We start from the raw sequence: 25,071 nt of genomic DNA, 5'->3' as shown, positions 1-25,071 counted from the left end.
GGTTCATCGCGTCTCTGACAACTGACAAATGACGATTGTACAGACGCGATGAATCGCGTCTCTGACAACTGACAACTAACCAATAAAACATGAATCTAAATTTAATTGCGATCGCGATGATTTTGGCGATGCTGATACCGATGTATGAAGCATGGCGAGATGAGGATGTTTGGCAGAAATTACTAGCATTTGCGAGTATCGCCACTAAAGCATCAATTCTCATCTTGGTGGTATCGGTATTACGTGATGATTGGATGATCGGTGTGGTTGGGGTAATTATTCTCAGTGTGGGAAATGCGGCGTTGATGCTGTTAGCCCATGTACTCAAACGTTTGAGCGATGTATCAAATTAATCTAAATTAATCCTATGATCGATATCTTGAGTTATAGCTGCATTGGCGTTGGCATCTTTTTTTCCTTTTGGGGAACTTCTCATCTGTTGGGAAAGCGATCGCTCTTATTCAAGCTCCATAGTCTCTCGGTAGCAGATACTCTCGGCTCCATGAGTATCATGTTCGGGCTGTTATTAAAGATACCCAGCAAATGGCCGCTGCTCCTCCTCGCCATTATTTCCTTAGCCATTTGGAATACTATGTTGGGCTACGTGTTGGCATACTGTTCCCCCAATGATGAAAGTTATGAATGATACCTATATTTATGCCATCACAGCCTTGCTACCCTTAGCTGCGTCGATGGTAGTCACCCAAGCTAATCCCTACCACGCCTTAGTAATTCGTGGCATTTTAGGAGCCGTCGCCGCCATGTTATATGCCCTTTTAGGAGCTGCTGATGTGGCTTTAACCGAAGCATTAGTAGGCACAATGTTGGCAATTACCCTCTATGCGGTAGCGGTGCGTTCATCCTTGGTGATGCGTCTGGGTGTACTCACACAGGAATTATCGCCAACAGATAAAGATACCCTCGCTAAAGTCGCAGCCGACCCTGATTTGGGGCAATTAATCGCCGATTTACGCAAAATTTTTCGTAAATGGCACATGCGCGTCGAATTAGTTCCCTATCCTAATACCCAAGCCTTAGAACGGGCGCTGATGGAAAAAGAGGTTCACGCCACTTGTATACCAGCAAAACAGATAGATTCAGAGGATATGAGCAGTGTTGATACCAGTCAGTTGTGTCACACCACCGTCAGACTCAAACGCATCTATGAAATTATCCAAACCGAACTTACATCACCAGCGATCAAACTAACTTATGTAAATGTCACAGATTCAGGGGAGGTACAGCAGTGAAATGGATCTACATCGCCGCAGGCATAGCTTTATATGTTAAAATGCTATTTTTTCCCAATGCAGCCCCACAAATACCAGATTTTTCGATTGTAGATGCCATTGTTAAAGATGGGGGTATCCCCAACGCTGTCACAGTCGTCATTCTCCGTAATCGCCTCTATGACACGATTTTTGAGGTAGTAGTATTTACCATTGCGATTATGGGTGCTTACTTTCTACTGGCGAATGAAAGGCCTTCTTGCTCTATCTATCAGTTTACCGATCAACCATCTATTGTACTGGCGCGTCTAGGAGCCACCATCGCTACGATGGTAAGTATTGAATTAGCGATTCGCGGACATCTCAGCCCCGGTGGTGGTTTTGCATCTGGGGTAGCGGGGGGAACAGCTATCGGCTTGATTGCGATTACCTCATCAACAGAATGGATGCAAGCTATTTATCAGCGCTGGTATGCGGCTATATGGGAGAAAGTTTCAGTTCTCGTATTTATTATTCTGGCAGCAATCACCCTGATGGGGATAGAGTTACCACATGGCGAGATGGGCGCGCTGTTCAGTGGTGGAGTGCTTCCCATACTGAATATCTTAGTTGCTGTCAAAGTCGCCTTAGGTTCTTGGGCAGTGATTTTGGTGTTTATTCGCTATCGGGGGTTATTGTAAGCCACATAACTACCACTGATGGTAGTTAAGATTTTGCAAACTGTTCTGATTAGTTTCTTGCTTTGGTTTTAGATGTGGATATAGATAAATAACCGCACCTAAAGCAAATCCAATCGCCAAAACTATCCCGATAACCCGCCAAAAATTACTAGGAACTGGCTGCGCCGTACCTTGGTTTTTCTTTGGCTCAAAAATTGTCTCCTCTGGTATGCTTTGGGAACGGGGTTGAAAAATTGTCCCTTCTGTTACTGGTTGGGAACGGGGTTGAAAAATTGTCCCTTCTGTTACTGGTTGGGGACGGGGTTGGAAAATTGTCCCCTCTGGTTTACCCGGCTGAGGAGGAGTTACAGGGGTATTTTCTGGCTGTGGTTGGGGACGGGGTTGGAAAATTGTCCCCTCTGGTTTACCCGGCTGAGGAGGAGTTACAGGAGTATTTTCTGGCTGTGGTTGGGGACGGGGTTGAAAAATTGTCCCCTCTGGTTTACCTGTCTGGGGAGGAGTTACAGGGGTATTTTCTGGCTGTGGTTGGGGACGGGGTTGAAAAATCGTCCCTTCTGGTTTACCTGTCTGGGGAGGAGTTACAGGAGTATTTTCTGGCTGTGGTTGGGGACGGGGTTGAAAAATTGTCCCTTCTGGCTGATTTTGCACAAACTGTTGTAAAGGTCGTGGTACGGTTTCTCTATCAGAACCTTGATTAACAAAAGGTTGGGGACGAGGAATCGTTTCATCTTGTCCTGGACTTGGCGCAGATTCTCCTGAACGCGGTACAGTTTCATCATGATTTGCACCGTGATTTTGTCCAGGACGGGGTTGAAAAATTGTCCCCTCTGGACGGTTGTTGACAATTGGTGTCTGCGATCGCGGTATAGTTTGATGGTCTGAACCTTGATTCACAAAAGGTTGGGGACGGGGAATGGTTTCATTCTGTCCTTTGCTCGGTTCAATTTGGATTACTGGTCGCGCTATAGTGTCGTCATCAAGATTTTGATGCTGCAAAGGTCGCAAGCGCAAGATGGTTTCATCTTCTCCTGAATTTTGTTCCTCTGGCGCGATCGCTCGCGGTATAGTTTCGTTATCTAACCCTGGCTGATATATAGCTGGTGAAGGTGGTATGGTATCATCAAGATTACCTGCCTCTGGCGTTACTACTCTGGGTATGGTTTCCGAATCAGGTGTTGGTCTGGGTACTGTGGGATAAAGCGCGATCGCTTCGTCATAATCCACGTTACCCACATTACCTGCACCCGCTTTAGCCGCAGCTTGCAAAGCTTCATCTAATTCAGCCACACAACCAAAGCGGTTCTTGGGATTCTTTTGCAGACATTTGAGAATTACCGCCTCTAGTTGTTCGGGGATATATTCACACCCTGGTTGCTCCCGCAATGGTTTCGGCGGTTCGTAAGCATGAGCTAATACCCAAGAAGCCTCGCTGATATTATTAGCTTTGATACCTAAACCAAAGGGATCGGCTGCACTCAACATTTCATAGAGAATCAATCCCAAACTATAAATATCCGCTCGCGCATCTAGATTTTTATCGCTTTGAATTTGTTCTGGTGCGGCGTAGCGAAACGTACCAATAAACGTATTGGTAATATTAGTTTGTTCGGAAGAGTCATTGCGGATTTTCGCCACGCCAAAATCCAAAATTTTCACCCACTCTCCCAAATCGGTGGGGACTAAAAAGATATTATCGGGCTTGAGGTCGCGGTGAATTACTTGAATATGCTCCGCAGTTTTACCACCATCCCGTTGTAAAGTTACACCTGCGTGAGCTAACTGTAAACCTTTGCAAACTTGAGCAATAATACTTACCGTCCGCTCTACAGATAACCGCTTTTCCCGCAGTAATAATTGTCTGAGGGTTTGTCCGCGCAGATACTCCATTACATAAAATGGATACCCTTCAACAGTTACCCCACAATCACTAATTTTGACAATATGGTCGCTTTGTAGTGCCGCACAAACTGCGATTTCTCGTTCAAAGCGCTTGCGCATCTCCTGGGATGCTACAAGGGTATCTTTGAGTAACTTTAACGCTACATGTTGACCGACACGGGTATCCATTGCTAGGAAAACTTCTCCCATACCACCACCCGCTAACCGTTTGTCTAAACGGTATCGCTGGTTGTCACCAATAAAGCGCCCATTCCAAGAATTTGAAGATGGTGGGGATGTCATTTGATCGAACCGATCCTAGTTACTTGATAATTTTAACTACTAACAAAAAGTAAAGATTATTTACGCAGCCAATTTTTTTCTACAAAATATCTAGTTAAATACTAGTATTTTATTTTACTGATATTTAGTTAATGTTCTACGTCCAGCTTAACATATTAATGAAGTTCAACAAATACTACTTATCCTATCCCAATGCTTAATAAAACCTTAAATACAAGACTGGAGATCTTGTTAACTTGTTCCTCATGTTAAATTTAATCTACTCAAGTTAGGAGCAAAATGAGTATTAAGTAAAAATTATTACTTCTTGACTCAGTAATAGCAAATTGTTATTAATCTTGATGGGTGAATCAGTTCTTCACCTATACTTTAGTCTGAGATTGTCAGTTCTTTTCTCTGGATTGTAGAAAAATGAACTAATAGTCTATGGTATTAATTTTTTGATGCGCATTGTTTTGAATTCAAGACTTCAGTCCAGGACTTACACCTTGATGACAGAGCATGAGCGAGAAAAAAGACGGAAATTCTGAAAATATATCAAAATTGGCTTGACAACGCACTCATACTCTGTTTCAGTAGTTCTCTTAAGTGAATAAAAAACTCCACCTATAAAGGGATGGAGTTTTGTCAGTAGTTCAGTAGTCAGTGGTCAGTAGCAAAGATTTGTAAAAACCACCCATAAAGCGAAAAGTCAGAGATAAGGCTTCCTTAGATGTGAATTTTTCAAGACATGGATGGGGTATTAGACTCCTTTCAAAAAACAACTGACAACTGACAATTGACAACTGACACGCAAAGCGAAATAAATTTGTCATTCGGGATTTATGCAATCGAGCATCAAGCCAGCTTTGTGCTGATTATTGATGAATCAAAATTAAGAACGCCAATATTAAATTTCTTAGAACGTTACATTGAATAGATAAATAGCTACTTGACAATAGTAAATTGTATATTTTCTCATCTTTATCGGGAATTACCATTGAGCAGAATGTTGCAAGTATTGCGGAAAAATGTTGTCTCAGTTTTGCCTGCTCTTAACAATTCATAAGTGCTGTATGTGAGGAATGAGGATGAGTAATGCACTCTCGATAGCCGCCGTTACAGCAGTCTTAAAAGACGTGCTGGAAAATGGTTTAGTCAGTGACTCAATTACGGCGAGTGTGGGTGATGTGACTGTCACAGCTCTCCCACCAGATTTAATTACAGTCGGAACTGATGAGCGAGCGCAACTGAATTTATTTCTTTATCAAGTGACACAAAATCGCAATGTTGATTGGGTGTCTCCAGAGTTTCGGAGCAAAAGTTCACGTATCGGTAAAAATTCCCGCACGACTAATCCGCCACTGGCTTTAGATTTGCATTATTTACTCACAGCTTATGGTGCTAAAGATTTTCAAGCAGAGCTATTACTCGGCTATGCTATGCAACTTTTGCATAAAACACCCGCGATCGCTACTAGTGCCATTGAAAATGCTTTAAAAAATGCCGCGACTAGAAGTAGCGCCAATGTTTTTTCCCAAGCATTAGCTAGTGTATCTGTCTCTGATTTAGCCGAACAAATTGGACAGATTAAACTGTCCCCAGAGTTTTTTAATATGGAAGATACTTCTAAACTTTGGTCAGCATTACAAACTCACTATCGCCCATCGGCTAGCTATCAAGCATCGATGGTTTTAATTGAGAGTAATGATGCTTATCAAGCTGAAGGTTTATCTGTTCTATCTTCCCAACCAATCATCGAGCAAGTTATCGCCCCAGCCGAACCAGAACAATTAATAGTTACTAACAGTACCTTAGTCATTCGCGGGAAACGGTTACGCGGTGAAATTACCAAAATCCGCTTAGATAATTCGGAGAAATTAGTTGTCCCCGAAGATGTGAAAGAAACTCAAATTAGTCTTTTAGTACCATCAGATTTATCTGTAGGCGTACATGGTGTACAAGTTGTTCACCTGACAATGGGAAACCAAAAACAAAAGCAGGAAATTGAATCAAATATCACAGCTTTTGTACTGCATCCACAGATTACAGTAGCCATTGCTGAAGTCGTAAACACTGGGGAAAATTTACGCGCAGCTAAAATAACGGTGAAATTTCAACCGAAAGTAGGCAAGACACAGCGATTAGTTTTACTACTTCATGAAATGTTAAATCAAAATCCGAGTTTTTATTCTTTCCCAGTTACATTAATAAATGAAGATACTGACGCCATCACAATTCCTGTCACAGATATTAAACCGGGAACTTACTTAGTTAGGGTGCGAGTAGACGGGGCGGAAAGTCCACTACATCTTAATCAAGCTGGGGAATATGATGCACCACAGGTGATAATTTCATGAATACTGAAACATTTATTAACCAGAATTGGCACGACGCAAACCAGCAATATCTCTCAGCCGCTTTAGCCGTGGTACGTGGTGCGTTAGAAAGTTATACGACGAGTTTACCCCATCCACCGGAGCTAACAGCCCAAGCCGCCGCCAGACAACAAGCTGTACAGCAAGCAGCTGCGGCTATGCCTGCACCATCAGCTTTAGAGAATCTCTGCCGATTATTTGAGCTATCCGGCTTTGAACGGGATTTATTACTATTGTGTGCTGGGATGGAATTAAACGGAGATTTTGCGCGGTTGTGCGCGATCGCTCAAGGAGATGCCCAAAAAGCTTATCCTACTCTTAGTTTAGCTTTAGCCGCCCTTGCTTACCCCCATTGGGATGCGATCGCACCTAACGCAGCTTTAAGGCGTTGGCGCTTAATTCAAGTCGGGGAAGCTCACACCTTAACCCTTAGCCCCCTGAGACTTGACGAACGCATTCTCCATTATTTAGTAGGTATTCAATATCTAGACGAACGCCTCGCTGGAATTATCGAACCTGTACCCCAGTTGGGTGAATTAGTGCCATCACACGCCGCTTTAGCCCAAAAAGTTACAGCCGTCTGGAATCAAACTAAAACTACTACCTTGCCAATAGTGCAATTATGTGGTAATGAAAGCAGTAGTAAAAGAGCGATCGCCAGTCAAATTTGTCAGATCCAGAAAATGCATTTGTGGGTAATGCCTGCCCAAGTCATACCTTTACTACCATCAGAATTAGATAACTTGATTCGGCTGTGGACGCGGGAAACGATATTAAGTAAAAGTGCTTTAATTATAGATTGCGATGAACTAGATATAAATGATGCCGCCAGATTAAATGCGATCGCTCATTTCATCGAACGCACCAATGGCTATATCTTCATCAACAGCCGCGAAAGAATGCGTTTACCCCAACGCCTATTAGTTAGTTTTGACATCCAGCAACCAACCGCCAAAGAACAAAGCGCAGTTTGGCAAGCAGCATTATCCGACATTGCGCCCCAACTTAACGGACAAGTAAAAATTTTAGTCGAACAGTTTAACCTTAGCCCCGCAACTATTCACGCTGCTTGTGCTGAAGCCGCAGGACAATTAGCACAGTCACAAAATAACAACCTTACTGATATTTTATGGGATGCTTGCCGCATTCAAGCAAGACCGCGCTTAGATGAATTAGCCCAGTGGATTGAGCCAGTTGCCAATTGGGAAGACTTAGTATTACCAGAAACCCAAAAACAAATTCTCCGTGATATTGCTGCCCATGTCCGTCAGAGAAGTACTGTATATAACACATGGGGATTTGCCGGGAAGAGTGCGCGAGGTTTAGGAATTAGTGCCTTATTTGCAGGTGCGAGCGGTACAGGTAAAACCTTAGCGGCAGAAGTTTTAGCGAATCAATTACGGCTTGATTTGTATCGCATAGATTTATCATCAGTAGTTAGTAAATATATTGGCGAGACAGAGAAAAATTTACGCCGAGTCTTTGATGCTGCCGAACAAGGCGGAGTAATTTTATTATTTGATGAAGCCGATGCTTTATTTGGCAAACGCTCTGAAGTAAAAGATGCACGTGATCGCTATGCCAATATAGAAGTCAGCTATCTACTACAACGCATGGAATCCTACCCAGGATTAGCCTTATTAACCACCAACCTAAAAAGTGCCATTGATACCGCCTTCCTCCGCCGCATTCGCTTCGTTGTGCAATTCCCCTTCCCCGACGCCGCCCAAAGAGCCGAAATTTGGCGGCGAATCTTTCCACCCAACACACCCATAGCCGACTTAGACGTAGTTAAATTAGCCCGCCTCAACGTAGCCGGCGGTAACATTCGTAACATCGCTCTTAATGCCGCCTTCCTAGCCGCCGACGCTGGCGAAGCCGTACAGATGAAACACGTACTCCGCGCCGCACAAACAGAATACAGCAAATTAGAGAAACCATTGACAGAAGCAGAAATTGGCAATTGGAGTTGATTTAGGGAAAGGGGGCAGGGAGCAGGGAGCAAGGGGGACAAGGGAGACAAGGAAGACAGGAGAGACAAGGGAGAATAATCAATGCCCAATGCCCAATGCCCAATGCCCAATGCCCAATGCCCAATGCCCAATGCCCAATGCCCCATGCCCAATGCCCCATTCCAAAGTCACCAAATCTCATTATTTAACTATGACTGTTGGCACTGTTACAGCCACGAAAAATTTTCTAATTTAACATACTGCCATAGGTTTAAACAACAAAAGTAGTTCAAAAAAACATAAGTCTTTCCATTTTCAGAAAGGCTTGTTTTTGCTGTATAAATTCACATCATGCTATACCAATTCTCCAAACTGCCCAAATCTAGATTCAGGAAAACTTTGTTAACAATTCAAAATTCAAAATTCAAAATTCAAAATTAAAGACATTTTCAGACGGGGATTTAAACCCGACTGAAAATGATACTACGTATAGACGTAGGGGTCTTAAACCCTTTTATGTACGATAATTACGAATTACGAATTACGAACTACGAATTATTAAACTTCCTGCGCCACCAGTAAGAGGTAATATATGGTGCAACACTCAAAGTTAGGGTACAGATTGTCCCCTAAATCAATTCTGCGTATATCTTTCTTTATCAGTGTGGTTGCATCTTTATTAGCGAGCGGAATCAGCTTTTATACAGTAAAAAAGTGGCGATATTCCGAGAATGCAAATTTACAAATAACAGCAAAACAACTACCAGAAATTAAAACGGTAACAGCTTTAGGCAAGCTATCACCCAAGGGGGAAATAATTAAAATTTCTGCTACTGTAACTGCCCAAGGTAGCCGGGTAGAACAGTTATTAGTTAAAGAAGGAGATAGAGTCAAAAAAAATCAAGTTATTGCAATTTTAGACAGCCGCGATCGCTTAGAAGCAGCGTTACAAGAAGCACAAGAACAAGTCAAAGTAGCTCAGGCGAATTTAGCCAAAACCCAAGCTGGAGCCAAACCAGGTGAAATTGTCGCCCAAAAAGCCGCGATCGCGCGTTTAACAGCTGAACGCAAAGGCCAGATTGCATCCCAAATCGCCACAATTGAACGCCTGGAAGCTCAAGTCAAAAACGCCACTGAAGAAGACAACCGCTATCAGCAATTATACGCACAAGGAGCCGTTTCCGCTTCCCAAAAAGACAGCAAACGCCTCAATTTAGAAACAGAACGCAAAACTTTACAAGCCGCCAAAGCCGAGTTACAGCAAATCCAGTCAGCCAGCCAGCAACAAATTAAAGAAGCCAGCGCCAACTTAGAACAGATTGCAGAAGTTCGCGGTGTAGATGTCGCCGCAGCACAAGCCGAAGTGCAACGTGCTGTAGCCGCCATGAATGTAGCCAAAGTAAACTTACAACAAGCTTACGTGCGATCGCCCCAAGATGGTCAAGTATTTGAAATTCATACCCATCCCGGAGAAATCATTTCCGACGACGGAATTATTAATCTCGGACAAACTAAGCAAATGTACGCTATTGCTGAAGTTTACGAAAGCGATATCAGCAAAGTCCAACCAGGACAAAAAGTGCAAGTAATCAATGATTTTTTCCCCGAACAATTACAAGGAACAGTAGATTGGATTGGCTTACAAGTACGCCGCCAAAACGTTGTTAATACCGATCCCTCCAGCAACATTGATGGACGAGTAATTGAAGTGCGCGTGCGTCTAGATCCAGCTTCCAGTAATAAAGCCGCCAAATTTACCAATATGCAAGTCAAAGTAATCATTCAACTTTAAAATCCAATTTGCTACATGAATTTTGATGCATTCGTAGTTATAAAACACAGGAATAAAGTCCTAACTCTTAGAGTTCGTTAGTTACTCATGGGGGAAACCTCCAAGACTGCGCTAACTCACTACGAAATTATGTCTCCATCAGAACCTATGAAACAATTCATCCAGCAATTGCAACGAAGAACACCGTTAGGATGGCTACAACTAAGTCATGAAAAAAGTCGCCTACTAGTAGCATTGTCAGGAATTGCTTTTGCTGATGTTCTGATGTTTATGCAATTTGGCTTTCAAAGTGCATTATATGACAGCAACACCAGACTACATCGCAGTTTACGCACAGATATTGTTGTCATCGGTTCCCATAGCCGTAACTTTCAAAGAATGTCTAACTTTTCTCGCAGGCGACTTTACCAAGCAATGGATGTACCAGGGGTAAAGTCAGCCGAGGGAATTTATACCAGCATTATGGTTTGGAAAAATCCCCAAACCAGAAAAAATACAGACATTCTCGTTATTGGGTTTAATCCAGATAAACCAGTTTTTAACTTACCAGAAGTTAATCAACAATTGCAGACAATTAAACAGCCATACAGCTTCATTTTTGATCGGGGTGCAAGAGGAGAATATCAACAAACTATTACCCAAATTGAACAGGGTAACTCGATAAAAACTGAAATCGAACGCCAGACAGTAACTATTAGCGGACTATTTAAAGTTGGTGCTTCCTTTGGCGCTGACGGGACTTTAATCACTAGTGATGAAAACTTTCTGCGATTACTTCCCCAACAACCAGCAGGTAGCGTCAGTCTTGGTTTAATTCGAGTCCAACCAGGTGTTGATAAACAACAGGTAATAGCACAGTTAAAATCTCATTTAGGAAATGAAGTTAAAATACTCACCCACGAAGAATTTATTGAATTTGAAAATGACTTTTGGAGTACCAACTCTCCCATCGGATTTATTTTTAACTTAGGTGTATCAATGGGTTTTTCTGTAGGCGTAATTCTGGTTTATCAAGTCCTATCTACAGATGTGAACGCCCATGTCAAAGAATATGCCACCTTTAAAGCAATGGGTTATCGCAATTTATACCTATTAGGCATAGTCTTTGAAGAAGCAGTAATTTTGGCAATGTTAGGTTTTATTCCAGGTACAGCAGTATCTTTAGGGCTTTACTATCTGACTCGCAATGCCACAAACTTACCCATGTATATGACTATAGCTAGAGCTTTTCAAGTATTAATTTTGACAATAATTATGTGTGCAATTTCAGGAGCGATCGCTACACGTAAACTCCGTTCTACCGACCCTGCTGATATGTTTTAAATGTCATTAGTCATTAGTCATTAGTCATTAGTCCCCTTTGTCCTCCTTGTCCTCCTTGTCCCCCTTGTCCCATGCCCAATGCCCCATGCCCAATCCCCATTTCTATCAAAAATCTTCATCACTATTTTGGTCACGGTAAACTCCGCAAGCAAGTTTTATTTAATATCAACCTAGAAATTAATAGCGGCGAAATTATTATTATGACCGGGCCATCTGGATCGGGTAAAACTACGCTTCTTACCTTAGTAGGTGGCTTGCGTTCTGCTCAAGCTGGTAGTTTGCGCATATTAGATAGGGAACTCTGCGGTGCTAGTCCAAGAGAACTATTAGCAGCGAGACGGCATAACGGTTATATTTTTCAAGCACATAATTTACATGGAAGTTTAACCGTACTCCAAAACGTGAAAATGGGCTTGGAATTACACCAGCAGATTGAATTACCAGAAATACTCATGCGTTCAGCCCAGATCCTAGAGCAGGTAGGATTAGGACATTGCTTACATTATTATCCCGATCAACTCTCAGGCGGTCAAAAACAACGAGTAGCGATCGCTCGTGCATTAGTCAGCCATCCGCCAATTGTCTTAGCCGATGAACCCACAGCCGCCCTCGATAGTCAATCTGGTCGAGATGTAGTCAACCTCATGCAAAAATTAGCTAAAGAGCAAGGCTGTACTATCCTCATGGTCACCCATGACAACCGCATCCTCGATATTGCCGATCGCATAGTCCATCTCGAAGACGGTAAATTAAAACCAAAAATCAAAACTCAACAGTCAATAGTCAATAGTCAATAGTCAACAGTCAACCGTCAACAATCTCTAATTCAAATTAATTAACCTTGACAACTGACACTGAACAACTGACGATTGACAACTGACAACTGACAACCGTACAGACGCGATTAATCGCGTCTCTGACTAAATGATTGAAAACCTAGTCAATGCTTATACTCCTCTATTCACCTGGATTGGTCTAGGAATGATACTGTCTCGGTTTATACCCGATAGTTTTCTCAAATTACTGGGGTATATGCTTTACTGGGTAGGAGTTCCTCTACAACTTTTTGTTTTAGCCCGTCACACAGATTCATCGCATGGGGGATTAATACCTGCGATCGCTATCCTCATTTTAATTGTGAGTCTGGTTCTTGCATCATTAATTGGCTGGGGTTTACAATTTTTAGCCCAGCGTCAAACAAGCTTAGAACAGACAAATCTCGATTTACCTAGCGTTAACTCCTTAGACCGAGCCAGTTTAGGCAGTTTTATTTTAGCGACAATTTTAGGTAATACAGGCTTCGTTGGCTTAACACTCGCACAAGTGCTGACAGGCCCAGCCAATATGGATTGGGCAGTATTATTTAGTGTAACTAACAACGTTGTCGGCACATACGGTATTGCTGTTCTCATCGCCAGCTATTTTGGCAACAGACAAACCACAAATCATTGGTGGATTCAGTTGCGAGATTTGCTAACTGTCCCTAGTTTGTGGACATTTTTTATTGGGTTGAATACTCAATTTATCAAATTGCCACCAGTAGTTGAGTCAGGTTTAGAACAAGCAGTTTGGGTAGTCATAGCCTTTGCTTTATTGCTAGTTGGTCTGCGAATGCAAGCCATGAAAGGCTGGAAAAATTTTCAGATGGCTTTAGTAGCCAGCCTGCTCAAAGTTTTGATAGTGCCACTATTAGTGGGTCTATGTGCCACTTATTTAGGTATAATTGGCGAACAACGTTTAGTGCTAGTACTGATGTCAGGAACACCCACAGGACTTTCTGTACTGATTTTGGCAGAAGTTTACGACCTAGATCGCAGTTTATTGGCCAGCAGTATTGCCTTAAGTTTTGTGGGATTATTGCTAGCGCTTCCCCTATGGCTGGTCTGGTTTAGCTAAAATTTGTAACACTATAAAAATAATTGCCACAGATCGATAGTTAAAATAAAAAATACAGTTAAACTACCCGTTGTTGCCAAAATAGCTTTGCCTGGGGTTACCTCTTGCACATCTTAGGTAGTAAGATAGCTACATTATTTAACGTTCCCGATTCTTGACAAATAAACAATTAGAGTTTAGCCTCTGAACAATTTAGAGAGATTTATCTTTCTACAGAACATTTTTTTTCATGAGGAAACATGAGTAGTAGTAAGCTAGTCTGTTGTCCACAGACGTAAAGTTTTTGTGGCTCTATGACTCTCAAGGATCGGACTGATAATAATCAAAAAAACTTGCTTGGTTTTAATAACAAAGGTTTGACAGCCAATCGCTGGACAGCAAACTTAGTTATGGGAATGTTTGCAGCATTTCCCATGGCTTTAGCTGCGCCTGTAGATGCATTGCAGGTAGAGGTAACTCCGAAGAATCCCCAGTTGGGCGATACTATTTCAGTTGAGATCAATTTAGACAATCCAGCAAATGATAATAACCCAACAGTGGTAATTGGCGATCAAACATACCCAGCATTTGAAATAGCGCCCAATCAATACCGCGCTTTTATCCCCACCACTCCCCTAGAAAAACCTGGAACTAGAACAATCCAAATCTCTGGGGATGGTCAGGTAGAAAACCTATCCTTGCAGGTGCGAAATCGCAAATTTCCCGTCCAACGGATTAATTTACCCCCAGGAAAAGCCGGAGTACAAGCTACAGAACTGGAACTAAAGCGAGTAGCAGCTTTTAAAGCCTTACAAACTCCACAAAAATATTGGAGTGGCAAGTTTTTAAAGCCAAATGCTGGACGTATGAGTACAATTTATGGTGTACGCCGTTACTATAATGGTAAATTCGCCAATGATTATTATCATCGTGGCGTTGACTACGCTGGTGCACAGGGTTCAGCTGTAATTGCTCCAGCCGCAGGGAAAGTAGCTTTGGTTGGCACAGTATCTGAAGGTTTTCGGGTTCATGGCAATGTCGTAGGTATCGATCATGGTCAAGGAGTGACAAGTATTTTCATGCATCTCAGTCGCATTAATGTTAAAGAAGGCGAAATTGTCAAGGCTGGCCAGTTAATCGGCGCAGTCGGTTCAACAGGAGCATCAACAGGGCCTCATTTACACTGGGGTCTATATGTTAATGGCAAATCCGTTGATCCAACACCTTGGCGGACTCAGATTTTTGAGTAGCATAGATAATATTGATCGCGACTGTACATCATTTGTATATTATTTTGCCTATAATTAGGCAAAATAAACTAGATTGGTACCGTCCCTACTTTGCTGCGGTGGCTTAAAAAAAATGAGCGTTATGAGTATTGAAAAAATTGTTGAACAGGCTCTCCAGGATGGTTATCTGACACCAGCAATGGAAGCAGAAGTCGGGCGCATCTGTGATAACGCCTCGGAACTCTCAATCGAAGAATATATGGCGTTAGATCGACTAATGGGGGCGCTACTGACAGGAGAAGTTGTGGCGGTACCTCGCAAACAATTCATTAACGTCATGGAAGAGTTGGTACTGACAGAAGCGATCGCCAGAGTAGCAGAAATCGAAGCTACTAGCGAAAGTTCCTTAGATGTTGGGGATATTGCAGCTTACGCCCTCAACCGTCTACCGCCCCTATACGCCACAACCGAAGAAGGCGCTAATTACCAGCGTCAACGGGCTAAGGCAGAACTTCAAGAATTAATTGCCCAGCAAATCAGTGAGGCGATTGACCGTAACCTCGATCGCCCGAATAACACAAGAACCCCTGTCATGCCTAAAAACACAGGTAAAGAAGTTTTACGCCAAGTTAGTACTTTGCTACAAGCTTACGCCCCCTCCTTTGAGGAAAAATCTCAATTTGCTTCCTAGTCAAAAGTCCATAGTCCATAGTCAATAGTCAAATAATTAATGACTAATGACTGTTGACTGTTGACCGTTGACCGTTGACCAATTTCAAAAATTATTCGCGCACCACAATTTGTGTCCCTACACCTACCTGTTGGTATAACAATCGGACATCAGGATTGCGCATTCTTAAACAGCCATGAGAAATTGCAGTTCCCATACTGCTGTTATCTGGCGTACCGTGAAAACCAATTTCGTTGTGTCCATCTGACCAAAAACCAATCCATCGGTCTCCGAGAGGACTATCAGCTCCAGGTTCAAATACTTTATTAGTAATTGGATGACGCCATATAGGGTTGTGCTGCTTGTGCATCACTTGAAAAGTACCTGTAGGCGTTTCCCAACCTTTTTTACCCACAGCAATTGGGTAACTTGCTATGACAACTTCTTGTTGAAAAACATAAGCGCGGCGATCGCTTAAATCAACCACTACTTGATTGCGATCGGCTGTCTGTTTATTACTATTAAAAAATTGTTGTTGCGCAGAAATCTGAGGTAACAGTGACTGCGGCAAAAAAGATGTGGCGTTAAGTTTTCGTTCTGGCGATACTAATCGATTACTTTGAGACGCCTCAGTTGCCATAGCTACATTTTTACTCGCAGTTTCCGGCTTAGGATGATGAAACTTTGTTGTCATCGGAGATTGAGATGTAGATTTCCTCTGTGTCCTTTTAACTGAGGGTACAGACGCACCTAAAGCCTCTGTTGACGATGAGTTGCGTTTTGTAGCGGCTTGCTGCTCAAACTGCTGTCCTGCTTTTATTACGTGCCAATGGACAGCCAGAGACAAAATTGCTGTACCAAAACACAGCCACATAATTATTTTTGTTACAGATTCATTTCTGACCATTGCCACCACCTTTTATTGATCCCTGACATTTCCGGTTGGCTAATTTGTTATCTTTACCGTTTACTCATCAAAAATTTATCAATACTTATTAGTTGCCTTATGAATCTATTAATACCTTTGGGCACACTAAGGCTATGCAGAAGTCCCAGCAAGAATAACTCTAAATAAGAGACTTCATTACTTGGAACTATTGGGGTGCAGCAATCAATCATTAATGGTGTGTGTGGGAGTAAGACCATGTTTGAAAAACTATTGCTAGCAGTCACGATTACATTTTCCCTTAATTTCTTTTTGCAAGTTCGCGTACCCAATCAACAACAGACCGATGCTACTTATCAGCAGCCAACAGAAACATCAGCAACAATTTTAGTCACAAGACCGGATAAATAACAGTCCTAGTAGTTACAGCAGCCTCAAGTAAAGAAATTCCTACTTTGCTCCTAGTACAACGGGTGCGGAAATCAACCACATCAGGGTCAATTTCCCCCAAAATCACCAAAAAGGTCATGATGAATCCATTCCGCCTTGTGGTTCTAGGTAAAATGTTGCCGATCGCCAATTCACTAGATTGTTTTATTTTCTAGAAAAACCTCAATTTTTTTTGCTCTCCATTATCAAATTTTTCCCGTTCTTCTTTAACTAGTTTTGCTCTTAATGTCAAGCGTATGTGACAGATATTAGGAGCAGCACATATATAAGTAACATTGCCGTAATTCTAGCATCTGGTAAATTATGGCTAAGAATCTTGCTGTGTAAGACATAGAGTCATAAAAAGGTTGAATTAATTCTCAAAGCTTGGCTTAAACTTATATACCAAATTGTTCCAGTCATAAATCCGTCCCTGATTCAGGAACATACAGCCAATTACCAGGTCTAATAGTAAGGGATGATTTAAAGCCAGTACGATCTATGAGTCAATCGATTACTGTATCCTGGTCAACGGTTGATGCGAATTTTCCGGAAGCATCAGTGCAAGTTGACAAACTCTCTAATCACGATTTAATTTTGCGCTGTCAAACAGGACTGCGCCCAGATCGTGCTGCTTTTGCAGAATTATTACGTCGCTACCAAACACAGGTCGATCGGGTGTTATACCACTTAGCACCAGATTGGGCTGACAGAGCCGATTTAGCTCAAGAAGTTTGGATTCGAGTGTATCGGAATATTAACCGATTACAAGAACCAGCTAAATTTAGGGGCTGGTTAAGCCGCATTGCTACCAACTTGTTTTACGACGAGTTGCGCAAACGCAAGCGGGTTGTCAGTCCCTTATCGCTGGATGCTCCCCGCTCGGTAGATGACGGCGAGATGGATTGGGAAATTGCTGGAGATACTCCAGGTCCAGAAGAAGAACTAACCACCAGAGAATTTTACGAACAACTGCGAGAAGCGATCGCTGATTTGCCCGAAGTGTTCCGTACTACCATTGTTCTCAGAGAAATCGAAGGTATGGCATACGAAGAAATTGCCGAAATTACGGGCGTTTCCTTGGGAACAGTCAAGTCGAGAATTGCTCGCGCGAGATCGAGATTGCAAGCTCAGTTGCAAAATTACCTAGACTCTTAAGCTACAGAATCTATCCCCTGCTACATGGCAGGATTTAAGGATTAATTAACAATAGTTACTAATTGTGTAGAAGTCTTAAAGAGAGTCTGTCATTAGGAAGAACATTGATGAATTTCTCAAAAATATTCGCCGTCTCTACCCGTGTATGAATTGGTAATAATGTTAAGATGACTACTGATTCTCAGTTTTATGACCGTTCTCGCTTGCAAATTCCTGAAAATTGGGCAGATGGAATAGCGATGCCTACCAACGAATCAACGGGTGCTATGGATGATATGATGAAGCGCGATCGCTTCGAGTTATTAAGTGCTTACCTCGATGGTGAACTAACAGCCGCCGAGCGCAAACAAGTAGAAGAATGGCTGGCAAACGATGCCTCTGTCAAATGCTTGTATGCTCGATTGTTAAAGCTACGGCAAGGCTTACAGGCTATGCCTGTACCAGCCTGCGAACAGCCGCTAGAAAAAACAGTCCAGCATGTAATGGCGCGGATCAATCGGCGTTCCCAGTTAACTTGGCTATTTGGTGGTGCAGCAGTTGCGGCTTGTGTGATTGGCTCCCTCACAGGCATTATTCCTGGAGGAAATAGCAAAACCTTACAACTAGCGCAACAACGCATAGAACCAACACAAACTGCGTCGGAACCTGCAGCGGTTGAAGAGCCAGCATCACCCTTAATGGTGGCTTTAAACAACCCGGTCGTCGAAATTCCCAAAGCAGCAGTAACTTCTCCGAGCAAACCTGCCAATCATCAAAAACCGAAACAGGCAGATTGGGAAAATAATATTAACTAATTGCCGAGTTCAGCCGAGTTAATAGATAACAAACTATCATAACTCCTTTTTGTCGGCTGTCAAACCACAGCCACTCCACCAGCCATCTGGCTGAGGGATACCCCGGAATTGGCTGACTCTTTGTGGCCACATAAAGTAAACCCAAGCCAACCCTAAGGATAGTCCCTGTAAATCCCTAATCTCAATTTCCTGGCGGTTATAAAGATTTTCATCAGTTGGTCGGTGAGGCTGGTAATCTTCCAGTTCATCTAGCTGAGTGAAAATTTCCCCATCGGCAAATACAAGTAAATAACCGTGAACTTGGCTATCTTCCAGAGTCATGGCTGGATAACCCATCGGTAGGGCAAACAGTTTACCTGGGGCGATCGCTCTTTTGGTATCTATTACTTGAGCCGCACAATATCTTTTATAATTTACTTCACCTGGTTTTAAGGTGCCATAGACAAAAATACGCACTTGACCAGAAAATTTTATTTTTAATTCAGTCATAACTCAATCTTAGCCACCTGAATTTGTTGGACTACTATTACCAAAAAACTGGGTCTAAAGCCCCGTCCTAAAAGGGCGGCTTTTTGATACAATTTATAAGGTTTCAGGTTGAAAAGCCGCTAGTAACTGCCCAACTAATTTGGCTCGGCAGTCATGAGTTCTGCTACGGTAGGCCACAGGACAGACTAGAAAAAAATAAAGACCACGAGCAGCGAACACTCGTAAAACAGCGCAGTAAGTCTTCAACAAGGCTGAGTTAATTCACGAAAGGCTTTTGGAGTAATCCACGTAGCGTAGGGCATACGCGAACGTGTCCGGAAATGGACAAACGCTTGGGGAGTAGTCCACAAACAGGGCAACTAGAGACGCGATTAATCACGTAATTCTAGTAAGCTCGGACTAGACATGATATGTAAGACCCGATCGGGGGTAACCTGAAAAGGCAATGTCAGCCCAAGAATCCTCCAAGTAAAACTTGGATGGAGTGTCAAAATATGGAGGCAAAGATAGACAAAGATTCCAGTAGGAGTATTTTTTGGTGGATTTGACCTATAACCCTGGTACCATTGAGGAAAAATGGCAACAAACATGGGCAGAACTTGGCTTAGATAAAACACCTGGTGATACAGCCAAGCCAAAATTTTATGCTTTATCCATGTTCCCTTACCCATCGGGTAGCTTACACATGGGTCACGTTCGTAATTATACCATTACTGATGTGATTGCTCGCCTCAAGCGGATGCAAGGTTACCGGGTACTGCACCCAATGGGATGGGATGCTTTTGGTTTACCAGCAGAAAACGCCGCTATCGATAGAGGTGTCCCGCCAGCCAAGTGGACTTATCAAAACATTGCCCAGATGCGCCAACAATTGCAGCGTCTTGGCTTGTCCATTGATTGGGACAGCGAATTAGCTACCTGTTCGCCAGACTATTACAAGTGGACACAATGGATTTTCTTGCAGTTCTTAGAAGCTGGGTTAGCTTATCAAAAAGAAGCGGCTGTGAACTGGGACCCTATTGACCAAACTGTATTAGCCAACGAACAAGTCGATAATGAAGGCCGTTCCTGGCGTAGCGGTGCCAAAGTTGAGCGGAAATTATTACGGCAGTGGTTTTTTAAGATTACCGATTACGCCGAAGAATTACTCAATGACCTAGATAAATTAACAGGTTGGCCAGAACGAGTCAAATTGATGCAGGCTAACTGGATTGGTAAATCCACAGGTGCGTACCTGGAATTTCCGGTTGTGGGGTTTGAGGAAAAAATTAGCGTCTACACTACGCGCCCAGATACAGTATATGGCGTCAGCTATTTGGTATTAGCTCCAGAACATCCTTTAACAAAGCGCGTCACCACAAAGGAACAGCAAGCAGCCGTAGAAGCATTTATTCAAGAAGTTGCCAATCAAAGCGAATTGGAACGAACTGCAGAAGATAAACCCAAGCGGGGAATTCCCACAGGCGGTAAGGCAATCAACCCTTTTACTGGGGAAGAATTGCCGATTTGGATTGCTGACTATGTACTGTATGAATATGGTACAGGGGCAGTTATGGGCGTACCTGCCCACGATGTACGAGACTTCAAGTTTGCTAATAAGTACAACTTACCGATTGAGTTTGTCATTGTTGAACCAGAAGCATTTGCTGATAAAGATTTAACTGCCACCGTTCCTGATGAAAACGGCGAAGTTTCTAACGTCATTCAGGTGGAATATAACGCAGCCTACACAGAACCAGGAATTTTGATTAATTCCGGGCAATTTACTGGTATGGCTTCCACAGATGCCAAACAAGCCATAGTGGAATATGCCGAACAACAAGGTTTTGGCAAAGTGCGGGTACAATATCGCCTGCGGGATTGGTTAATTTCCCGACAAAGGTATTGGGGCGCGCCAATCCCCGTGATTCACTGTCCTAACTGTGGTGTAGTTCAAGTTCCAGAAAAGGATTTACCCGTTCAGTTACCAGAAGAAGTGGAATTTACTGGGCGTGGTGGTTCGCCATTGACGCAGTTAGAAAGCTGGGTAAATGTGCCATGTCCTAGTTGTGGTACTCCAGCCAAGCGCGAAACCGATACGATGGATACCTTTATTGATTCCTCGTGGTATTTCTTGCGGTTTACGGATGCGCAAAACGAAAAACAGGTGTTTGATTCCAGTAAAACTAATGACTGGATGCCTGTAGATCAATATGTGGGTGGAATTGAACACGCGATTTTGCATTTATTATATTCGCGCTTCTTTACCAAAGTACTGCGCGATCGCGGTTTGTTGAACTTTGACGAACCTTTCCAACGCTTGTTAACTCAAGGGATGGTTCAGGGTTTAACTTACATGAACCCCCAAAAGGGCGGTAAAGATAAATGGATTCCCTCCCATTTAGTTAATCCTACCGATCCCCGCGATCCCCAAACAGGGGAACCATTACAACGGCTGTACGCTACCATGTCCAAATCCAAAGGTAACGGGGTAGCGCCAGAAGATGTAATTAGCAAATACGGTATAGATACGGCGCGGATGTTCATCTTGTTTAAAGCGCCACCAGAAAAAGATTTAGAGTGGGATGAAGCCGATGTTGAGGGACAATTCCGCTTTTTAAACCGGGTTTGGCGCTTGGTAACAGACTATATCGCGGCTGGGGTATCGAAAAAGAAAGCTGACATCTCAAATTTAACGAAACCAGAAAAAGAATTACGGCGGGCAATTCATACAGCCATCAAAGCAGTAACGGAAGATGTGGAAGATGAATATCAATTCAACACCGCTATTTCCGAATTAATGAAGTTGAGTAATGCCTTAACTGATGCTAGCTGCAAAAATTCACTAGTTTATGGGGAAGGAATTCAAACTTTAGTCGTGTTATTAGCCCCATTTGCACCGCATATTGCTGATGAATTGTGGCATTCATTAGGGAATAGGGATTCTGTTCACACCCAATCTTGGCCTGGTTTCGATCCGGCGGCTTTAGTAGCTGATGAAATTACCTTGGTAATTCAAATTATGGGCAAAACTCGCGGTGCTATTCAAGTGCCATCGCAAGCCGATAAAGCTGCTTTAGAGAAATATGCCAGAGAATCAGAAGTTGCCCAACGTTATATTGAGGGCAAAGAGATTAAAAAGGTAATTGTCGTCCCTGGGAAGTTAGTTAATTTTGTCCTTGGCTAATCGCTAGGGGCTAGGGACTAGGGAAGAAGAATTTTTAGGGCATTATGGGATTTTCTCGTAATGCCTTATTGTTATCGTGCATGATGAGATGGTGTCTTTGAGACTAACCTGCCCAGACAATTTGTAAAAAATTCAGGTTTAGCATCAAGAGGTATTTCACACTAGCGTAATAGTCCTGCAACAAAAGCTTCAAAAACGCTATCTATATTAGTAGTAGATCTAAAATATCCTTCCAGATAGCAAATGCAAAACCAACCTCGCGACGGAGAAAAGCTCACAAATACTAATTCTTCTCATACTGATAGCGCTAAATACCACAACAATTATGCACCCTGGAAAAAAGCAGCTGCTTCTCTATCGCTGGTGCTGCTGGGATCTGGGATGACATTGGCAGGTGGTTATTTAGCGGGAAACCAAGAGAAGCTATCTCAGAGTGCATCAAATTTAGCAGTTAGCCCAGTCAATGCTGCACCGCCATTACCCGCAGCTACAGACCCGAATTTTATTACTGAGGTGGTGCAAAGGGTAGGCCCGGCTGTGGTGCGAATCAACTCTTCCCGCACTGTGAGAAGTCGGATACCAGAGGAATTTAATGACCCATTTTTCCGCCGTTTCTTTGGTTCCCAAGTCCCTATACCTCAAGAAAGACAGGTACAAAGGGGTACAGGTTCAGGGTTTATCGTGAGTAAAGATGGTCGAATTTTGACTAATGCCCACGTAGTTGATGGTGCTGATACAGTGACAGTTGTTCTCAAGGATGGGCGCAGCTTTCAAGGTAAGGTATTGGGTAAAGATGAGTTAACAGATGTGGCTGTGGTAAAAATTCAGGCAGAGAATTTACCAACAGTAACTATCGGGAATTCAGACCAATTACAACCGGGACAATGGGCGATCGCAATTGGTAACCCCTTAGGATTAGATAATAGTGTCACCACTGGGATTATTAGCGGCACCGGACGCAGTAGCAATCAAATTGGTGCGCCGGATAAACGAGTACAATTTATTCAAACTGACGCCGCTATTAACCCAGGTAATTCTGGCGGGCCTTTACTTAATGCCCGTGGTGAAGTTATAGGTATGAATACAGCTATTATTCAAGGTGCGCAAGGATTGGGCTTTTCTATTCCTATCAACACAGCCCAACGGATTTCTAACCAACTGATAGCTACAGGTAAGGCACAGCATCCTTATCTCGGAATTCAAATGGTAGGCTTGACACCAGAATTAAAGCGAAACATTAACTCAGATCCCAATCTTGATTTAAATGTTCAAGAGGATGAAGGGGTATTAGTGGTGCGAGTCATACCCAATTCTCCCGCAGCTAAAGCCGGAATTCGCCCTGGTGATGTGATCCAAAAACTCAATGGTCAAGCAGTCTCCAATCCCAGCAATATCCAACAATTTGTCGATAATAGCGAAATTGGTGGTCAAGTGCGTCTAGATTTACGCCGTAATGGGCAGAATGTTAGTGTAGCTGTGCAACCAGGGGCTTTACCCGATAGAGTGCAATAAAGCGGTCAGTGGGATTAATTCAAAAAGGTAAATTTAACTAAATTGTTGAGGATGGGTTAAAAAGCCCATCCTCATGTTTTGCTAATGACTTTAACCGCGAGTAGCTTCTAAGATACGAGAAAAATAGAAGCGGGTTTTAGTCATTGATTTTCGTTGTACTGAGAAGCCATTCTTTTGGAGAATTTGCAAGACATCAGCTTCACGATGTAAGTAGGCGCGAGTTGTTTTACTCGGCCCGGGAAAGAAACTACCAATCTTTTTGAGTAAGGCTAAAGCGCAGGTTTTCGGTGCAAAACTAATAATTATCCTGGACTGTGCTAAGGAACAGAGGTGAGAAATCATCTCATCTGCTTTTTCTTGGGGATAATGGATGAGAACATCTAAGCAAATCACCGTGTGATAGCTACCACTTAGAGATTCTAAATCTTGCACGGCGAAGGTAGGATTATCATTGTTTCCCAAGGTCTGTAAGGCTCTTTCTTTGCCTTCTGTGACCATTTTTTCGGAAATATCGCTAGCATAGACTTTAGCACCTTCTGTGGCTAAAGGAATGCTGAGACTACCTACACCACATCCAGCGTCGCAGATTGATAATTCTGCTAAATTGTTATCAGCTTTTAACCAGCCGATGACTGTATCCACAGTTTGTTGATGTCCGTTGCGGATGTCTAGCTGGACTTTGTTGACTTCTCCATCGCCGTATATCCGCTTCCATCGGTCAAACCCTGTGGAATTGAAATATTCACGAACAATCGTTTTATCGTCGGCTGCGTTCATAAAGTTCGATTTCTAAGGTTTCCCAATGCTTAAAATTATCATTGATGGAAACCGCCAAGAACGTTTCTGTTTAAAGATTTTTCGATTTTTATTGGCTTCAGTAGGTCAGGATAAACAAAGTTACCTGGGGAAGGCTGTTATTTATAGCTGTTGACTGTTGACTGTTGACTGTTGACTGTTGACTGTTGACTGTTGACAGACTTAAAAGGATTTTATGTTAACTTGATGTTTTAATCTATCTAGCTAGGACTATATCCGGCGCGATCGCATTTTAGCAGAGCAGTTAGTTCTAATGTACTAAAAAATGGCGATCGCGAAAAAATCTCAGAAAATATGTAACCAGCGAAAAATTAATAGCTCTAATAGTTCAGCGTGTTTTACTAATTAAATATTGGCTATTGACAAATATACAATTTTACTATCAAATCTGCTTAATTATTTCTTACCAACGATATTTAAAAAACTAACTTTAGAGAGAATCGGAAAAGCGATCGCAACATTTATGCTGTTAACGATTTAATTTTTTATGTCTGCCTTTTGACTAGAAAATTTATCAATTAAGCATGATGAAG

At 42.6% G+C, this 25,071-nt stretch carries 23 protein-coding genes; 19 read left to right on the top strand and 4 right to left on the bottom strand.

Translation table 11 applies throughout. The annotated features are described in order from the left end of the window. Positions 1-89: 89 nt before the first annotated feature. Genes H6G08_RS13620 through H6G08_RS13605 form a run of 4 tightly spaced genes read left to right on the top strand, consistent with a single transcriptional unit; the run spans position 90 to position 1,909 of the window. A complete protein-coding gene (locus H6G08_RS13620; protein ID WP_190543118.1) occupies positions 90-353 on the top strand; it encodes a hypothetical protein in 264 nt (87 codons plus the stop codon). 14 nt (positions 354-367) lie between these two features. After that, complete coding sequence (locus H6G08_RS13615) at positions 368-646, top strand: monovalent cation/H(+) antiporter subunit G (RefSeq protein ID WP_190543115.1); 279 nt, start codon at positions 368-370, stop codon at positions 644-646. Beyond that, a complete protein-coding gene (locus H6G08_RS13610; RefSeq protein WP_190543244.1) occupies positions 639-1,250 on the top strand; it encodes a DUF4040 domain-containing protein in 612 nt (203 codons plus the stop codon). The genes H6G08_RS13615 and H6G08_RS13610 overlap by 8 nt, the downstream gene beginning before the upstream one ends. Then, complete coding sequence (locus tag H6G08_RS13605) at positions 1,247-1,909, top strand: Na(+)/H(+) antiporter subunit B (RefSeq protein ID WP_190543112.1); 663 nt, start codon at positions 1,247-1,249, stop codon at positions 1,907-1,909. Before H6G08_RS13610 ends, H6G08_RS13605 begins: the two co-directional genes overlap by 4 nt. Positions 1,910-1,918: 9 nt before the next feature. Here H6G08_RS13605 and H6G08_RS13600 read toward each other — a convergent pair whose 3' ends face one another. Beyond that, positions 1,919-4,090, bottom strand: coding sequence for a serine/threonine protein kinase (locus H6G08_RS13600; RefSeq protein WP_190543109.1), 2,172 nt, complete (start codon positions 4,088-4,090; stop codon positions 1,919-1,921). A 778-nt stretch (positions 4,091-4,868) separates the two neighbouring features. Here H6G08_RS13600 and H6G08_RS13595 point away from each other — a divergent pair. The 10 genes from H6G08_RS13595 to H6G08_RS13555 all read left to right on the top strand — a co-directional run bounded on the left by H6G08_RS13595 (position 4,869) and on the right by H6G08_RS13555 (position 15,309). Next, positions 4,869-5,009: a hypothetical protein gene (locus H6G08_RS13595; RefSeq protein ID WP_190543106.1), complete on the top strand. Its 141-nt coding sequence runs from the start codon at positions 4,869-4,871 to the stop codon at positions 5,007-5,009. Between the two features lie 151 nt (positions 5,010-5,160). Beyond that, a complete protein-coding gene (locus tag H6G08_RS13590) occupies positions 5,161-6,429 on the top strand; it encodes a Pvc16 family protein (protein ID WP_190543103.1) in 1,269 nt (422 codons plus the stop codon). Continuing rightward, on the top strand, positions 6,426-8,420 hold the full coding sequence (locus H6G08_RS13585; protein ID WP_190543100.1) for an ATP-binding protein: 1,995 nt from the start codon (positions 6,426-6,428) through the stop codon (positions 8,418-8,420). The genes H6G08_RS13590 and H6G08_RS13585 overlap by 4 nt, the downstream gene beginning before the upstream one ends. A gap of 109 nt (positions 8,421-8,529) precedes the next feature. Continuing rightward, on the top strand, positions 8,530-8,655 hold the full coding sequence (locus H6G08_RS38175; protein WP_277877826.1) for a hypothetical protein: 126 nt from the start codon (positions 8,530-8,532) through the stop codon (positions 8,653-8,655). A gap of 339 nt (positions 8,656-8,994) precedes the next feature. Then, a complete protein-coding gene (locus H6G08_RS13580; protein WP_190543241.1) occupies positions 8,995-10,191 on the top strand; it encodes an ABC exporter membrane fusion protein in 1,197 nt (398 codons plus the stop codon). A 147-nt stretch (positions 10,192-10,338) separates the two neighbouring features. After that, the gene (gene devC / locus H6G08_RS13575) at positions 10,339-11,514 is read left to right on the top strand and encodes an ABC transporter permease DevC (RefSeq protein WP_190543239.1); all 1,176 of its coding nucleotides are present in this window, start codon (positions 10,339-10,341) and stop codon (positions 11,512-11,514) included. A 71-nt stretch (positions 11,515-11,585) separates the two neighbouring features. Beyond that, complete coding sequence (locus tag H6G08_RS13570; RefSeq protein ID WP_190543097.1) at positions 11,586-12,311, top strand: DevA family ABC transporter ATP-binding protein; 726 nt, start codon at positions 11,586-11,588, stop codon at positions 12,309-12,311. Between the two features lie 127 nt (positions 12,312-12,438). Further along, the gene (locus H6G08_RS13565) at positions 12,439-13,410 is read left to right on the top strand and encodes an AEC family transporter (RefSeq protein ID WP_190543094.1); all 972 of its coding nucleotides are present in this window, start codon (positions 12,439-12,441) and stop codon (positions 13,408-13,410) included. A gap of 293 nt (positions 13,411-13,703) precedes the next feature. Next, a complete protein-coding gene (locus H6G08_RS13560; protein ID WP_190543091.1) occupies positions 13,704-14,639 on the top strand; it encodes a M23 family metallopeptidase in 936 nt (311 codons plus the stop codon). A 112-nt stretch (positions 14,640-14,751) separates the two neighbouring features. Then, positions 14,752-15,309: a late competence development ComFB family protein gene (locus tag H6G08_RS13555; protein WP_190543088.1), complete on the top strand. Its 558-nt coding sequence runs from the start codon at positions 14,752-14,754 to the stop codon at positions 15,307-15,309. Positions 15,310-15,400: 91 nt separating this feature from the next. Here H6G08_RS13555 and H6G08_RS13550 read toward each other — a convergent pair whose 3' ends face one another. Then, a complete protein-coding gene (locus H6G08_RS13550) occupies positions 15,401-16,201 on the bottom strand; it encodes a L,D-transpeptidase (protein WP_521165962.1) in 801 nt (266 codons plus the stop codon). 231 nt (positions 16,202-16,432) lie between these two features. Between H6G08_RS13550 and H6G08_RS13545 the strand changes: the two genes are divergently transcribed. From H6G08_RS13545 to H6G08_RS13535, 3 genes are all read left to right on the top strand, one after another. Then, positions 16,433-16,585, top strand: a complete 153-nt coding sequence (locus H6G08_RS13545) for a QAALIT motif small membrane protein (RefSeq protein ID WP_190543084.1) — start codon at positions 16,433-16,435, stop codon at positions 16,583-16,585. A gap of 519 nt (positions 16,586-17,104) precedes the next feature. Next, positions 17,105-17,761: an RNA polymerase sigma factor SigG gene (sigG, locus tag H6G08_RS13540; RefSeq protein WP_096645412.1), complete on the top strand. Its 657-nt coding sequence runs from the start codon at positions 17,105-17,107 to the stop codon at positions 17,759-17,761. 167 nt (positions 17,762-17,928) lie between these two features. After that, a complete protein-coding gene (locus tag H6G08_RS13535) occupies positions 17,929-18,555 on the top strand; it encodes an anti-sigma factor family protein (protein ID WP_190543082.1) in 627 nt (208 codons plus the stop codon). Between the two features lie 36 nt (positions 18,556-18,591). On the opposite strand, the gene H6G08_RS13530 is transcribed toward H6G08_RS13535, so the two are convergent. Next, the gene (locus H6G08_RS13530; RefSeq protein WP_190543079.1) at positions 18,592-19,044 is read right to left on the bottom strand and encodes a gamma-glutamylcyclotransferase family protein; all 453 of its coding nucleotides are present in this window, start codon (positions 19,042-19,044) and stop codon (positions 18,592-18,594) included. 538 nt (positions 19,045-19,582) lie between these two features. On the opposite strand from H6G08_RS13530, the gene leuS reads away from it, so the two are divergent. Next, entirely contained in the window at positions 19,583-22,210 is a 2,628-nt protein-coding gene (leuS, locus tag H6G08_RS13525) for a leucine--tRNA ligase (protein WP_190543236.1), read from the top strand. A gap of 243 nt (positions 22,211-22,453) precedes the next feature. Continuing rightward, complete coding sequence (locus H6G08_RS13520; protein ID WP_190543076.1) at positions 22,454-23,722, top strand: HhoA/HhoB/HtrA family serine endopeptidase; 1,269 nt, start codon at positions 22,454-22,456, stop codon at positions 23,720-23,722. Positions 23,723-23,812: 90 nt separating this feature from the next. On the opposite strand, the gene bchM is transcribed toward H6G08_RS13520, so the two are convergent. Then, positions 23,813-24,499 carry a magnesium protoporphyrin IX methyltransferase gene (bchM, locus tag H6G08_RS13515; protein ID WP_190543074.1) on the bottom strand — a complete coding sequence of 229 codons (687 nt, stop codon included), beginning with the start codon at positions 24,497-24,499 and terminating at the stop codon, positions 23,813-23,815. Positions 24,500-25,071: the final 572 nt, after the last annotated feature.

Origin of the sequence: Calothrix anomala FACHB-343 (assembly GCF_014696435.1) — a bacterium.
Classification (GTDB): Bacteria; Cyanobacteriota; Cyanobacteriia; order Cyanobacteriales; family Nostocaceae; genus Aulosira; species Aulosira anomala_A.
This window is presented reverse-complemented; position numbering and strand designations above follow the sequence as displayed.

Excerpts from the sequence above, each read along its gene's own strand:
- H6G08_RS13520 (WP_190543076.1), top strand. The coding sequence starts at position 22,454 with ATGCAAAACCAACCTCGCGACGGAGAAAAGCTCACAAATACTAATTCT.
- H6G08_RS13545 (WP_190543084.1), top strand. The coding sequence starts at position 16,433 with ATGTTTGAAAAACTATTGCTAGCAGTCACGATTACATTTTCCCTTAAT.
- H6G08_RS13565 (WP_190543094.1), top strand. The coding sequence starts at position 12,439 with ATGATTGAAAACCTAGTCAATGCTTATACTCCTCTATTCACCTGGATT.
- H6G08_RS13620 (WP_190543118.1), top strand. The coding sequence starts at position 90 with ATGAATCTAAATTTAATTGCGATCGCGATGATTTTGGCGATGCTGATA.
- H6G08_RS13555 (WP_190543088.1), top strand. The coding sequence starts at position 14,752 with ATGAGCGTTATGAGTATTGAAAAAATTGTTGAACAGGCTCTCCAGGAT.
- devC (WP_190543239.1), top strand. The coding sequence starts at position 10,339 with ATGAAACAATTCATCCAGCAATTGCAACGAAGAACACCGTTAGGATGG.
- H6G08_RS13585 (WP_190543100.1), top strand. The coding sequence starts at position 6,426 with ATGAATACTGAAACATTTATTAACCAGAATTGGCACGACGCAAACCAG.
- H6G08_RS13615 (WP_190543115.1), top strand. The coding sequence starts at position 368 with ATGATCGATATCTTGAGTTATAGCTGCATTGGCGTTGGCATCTTTTTT.
- bchM (WP_190543074.1), bottom strand. The coding sequence starts at position 24,499 with ATGAACGCAGCCGACGATAAAACGATTGTTCGTGAATATTTCAATTCC.
- H6G08_RS13590 (WP_190543103.1), top strand. The coding sequence starts at position 5,161 with ATGAGTAATGCACTCTCGATAGCCGCCGTTACAGCAGTCTTAAAAGAC.
- H6G08_RS13570 (WP_190543097.1), top strand. The coding sequence starts at position 11,586 with ATGCCCAATGCCCCATGCCCAATCCCCATTTCTATCAAAAATCTTCAT.
- H6G08_RS13610 (WP_190543244.1), top strand. The coding sequence starts at position 639 with ATGAATGATACCTATATTTATGCCATCACAGCCTTGCTACCCTTAGCT.
- H6G08_RS13600 (WP_190543109.1), bottom strand. The coding sequence starts at position 4,090 with ATGACATCCCCACCATCTTCAAATTCTTGGAATGGGCGCTTTATTGGT.
- H6G08_RS13535 (WP_190543082.1), top strand. The coding sequence starts at position 17,929 with ATGACTACTGATTCTCAGTTTTATGACCGTTCTCGCTTGCAAATTCCT.
- H6G08_RS13530 (WP_190543079.1), bottom strand. The coding sequence starts at position 19,044 with ATGACTGAATTAAAAATAAAATTTTCTGGTCAAGTGCGTATTTTTGTC.
- H6G08_RS38175 (WP_277877826.1), top strand. The coding sequence starts at position 8,530 with ATGCCCAATGCCCAATGCCCAATGCCCAATGCCCCATGCCCAATGCCC.
- sigG (WP_096645412.1), top strand. The coding sequence starts at position 17,105 with ATGAGTCAATCGATTACTGTATCCTGGTCAACGGTTGATGCGAATTTT.
- H6G08_RS13560 (WP_190543091.1), top strand. The coding sequence starts at position 13,704 with ATGACTCTCAAGGATCGGACTGATAATAATCAAAAAAACTTGCTTGGT.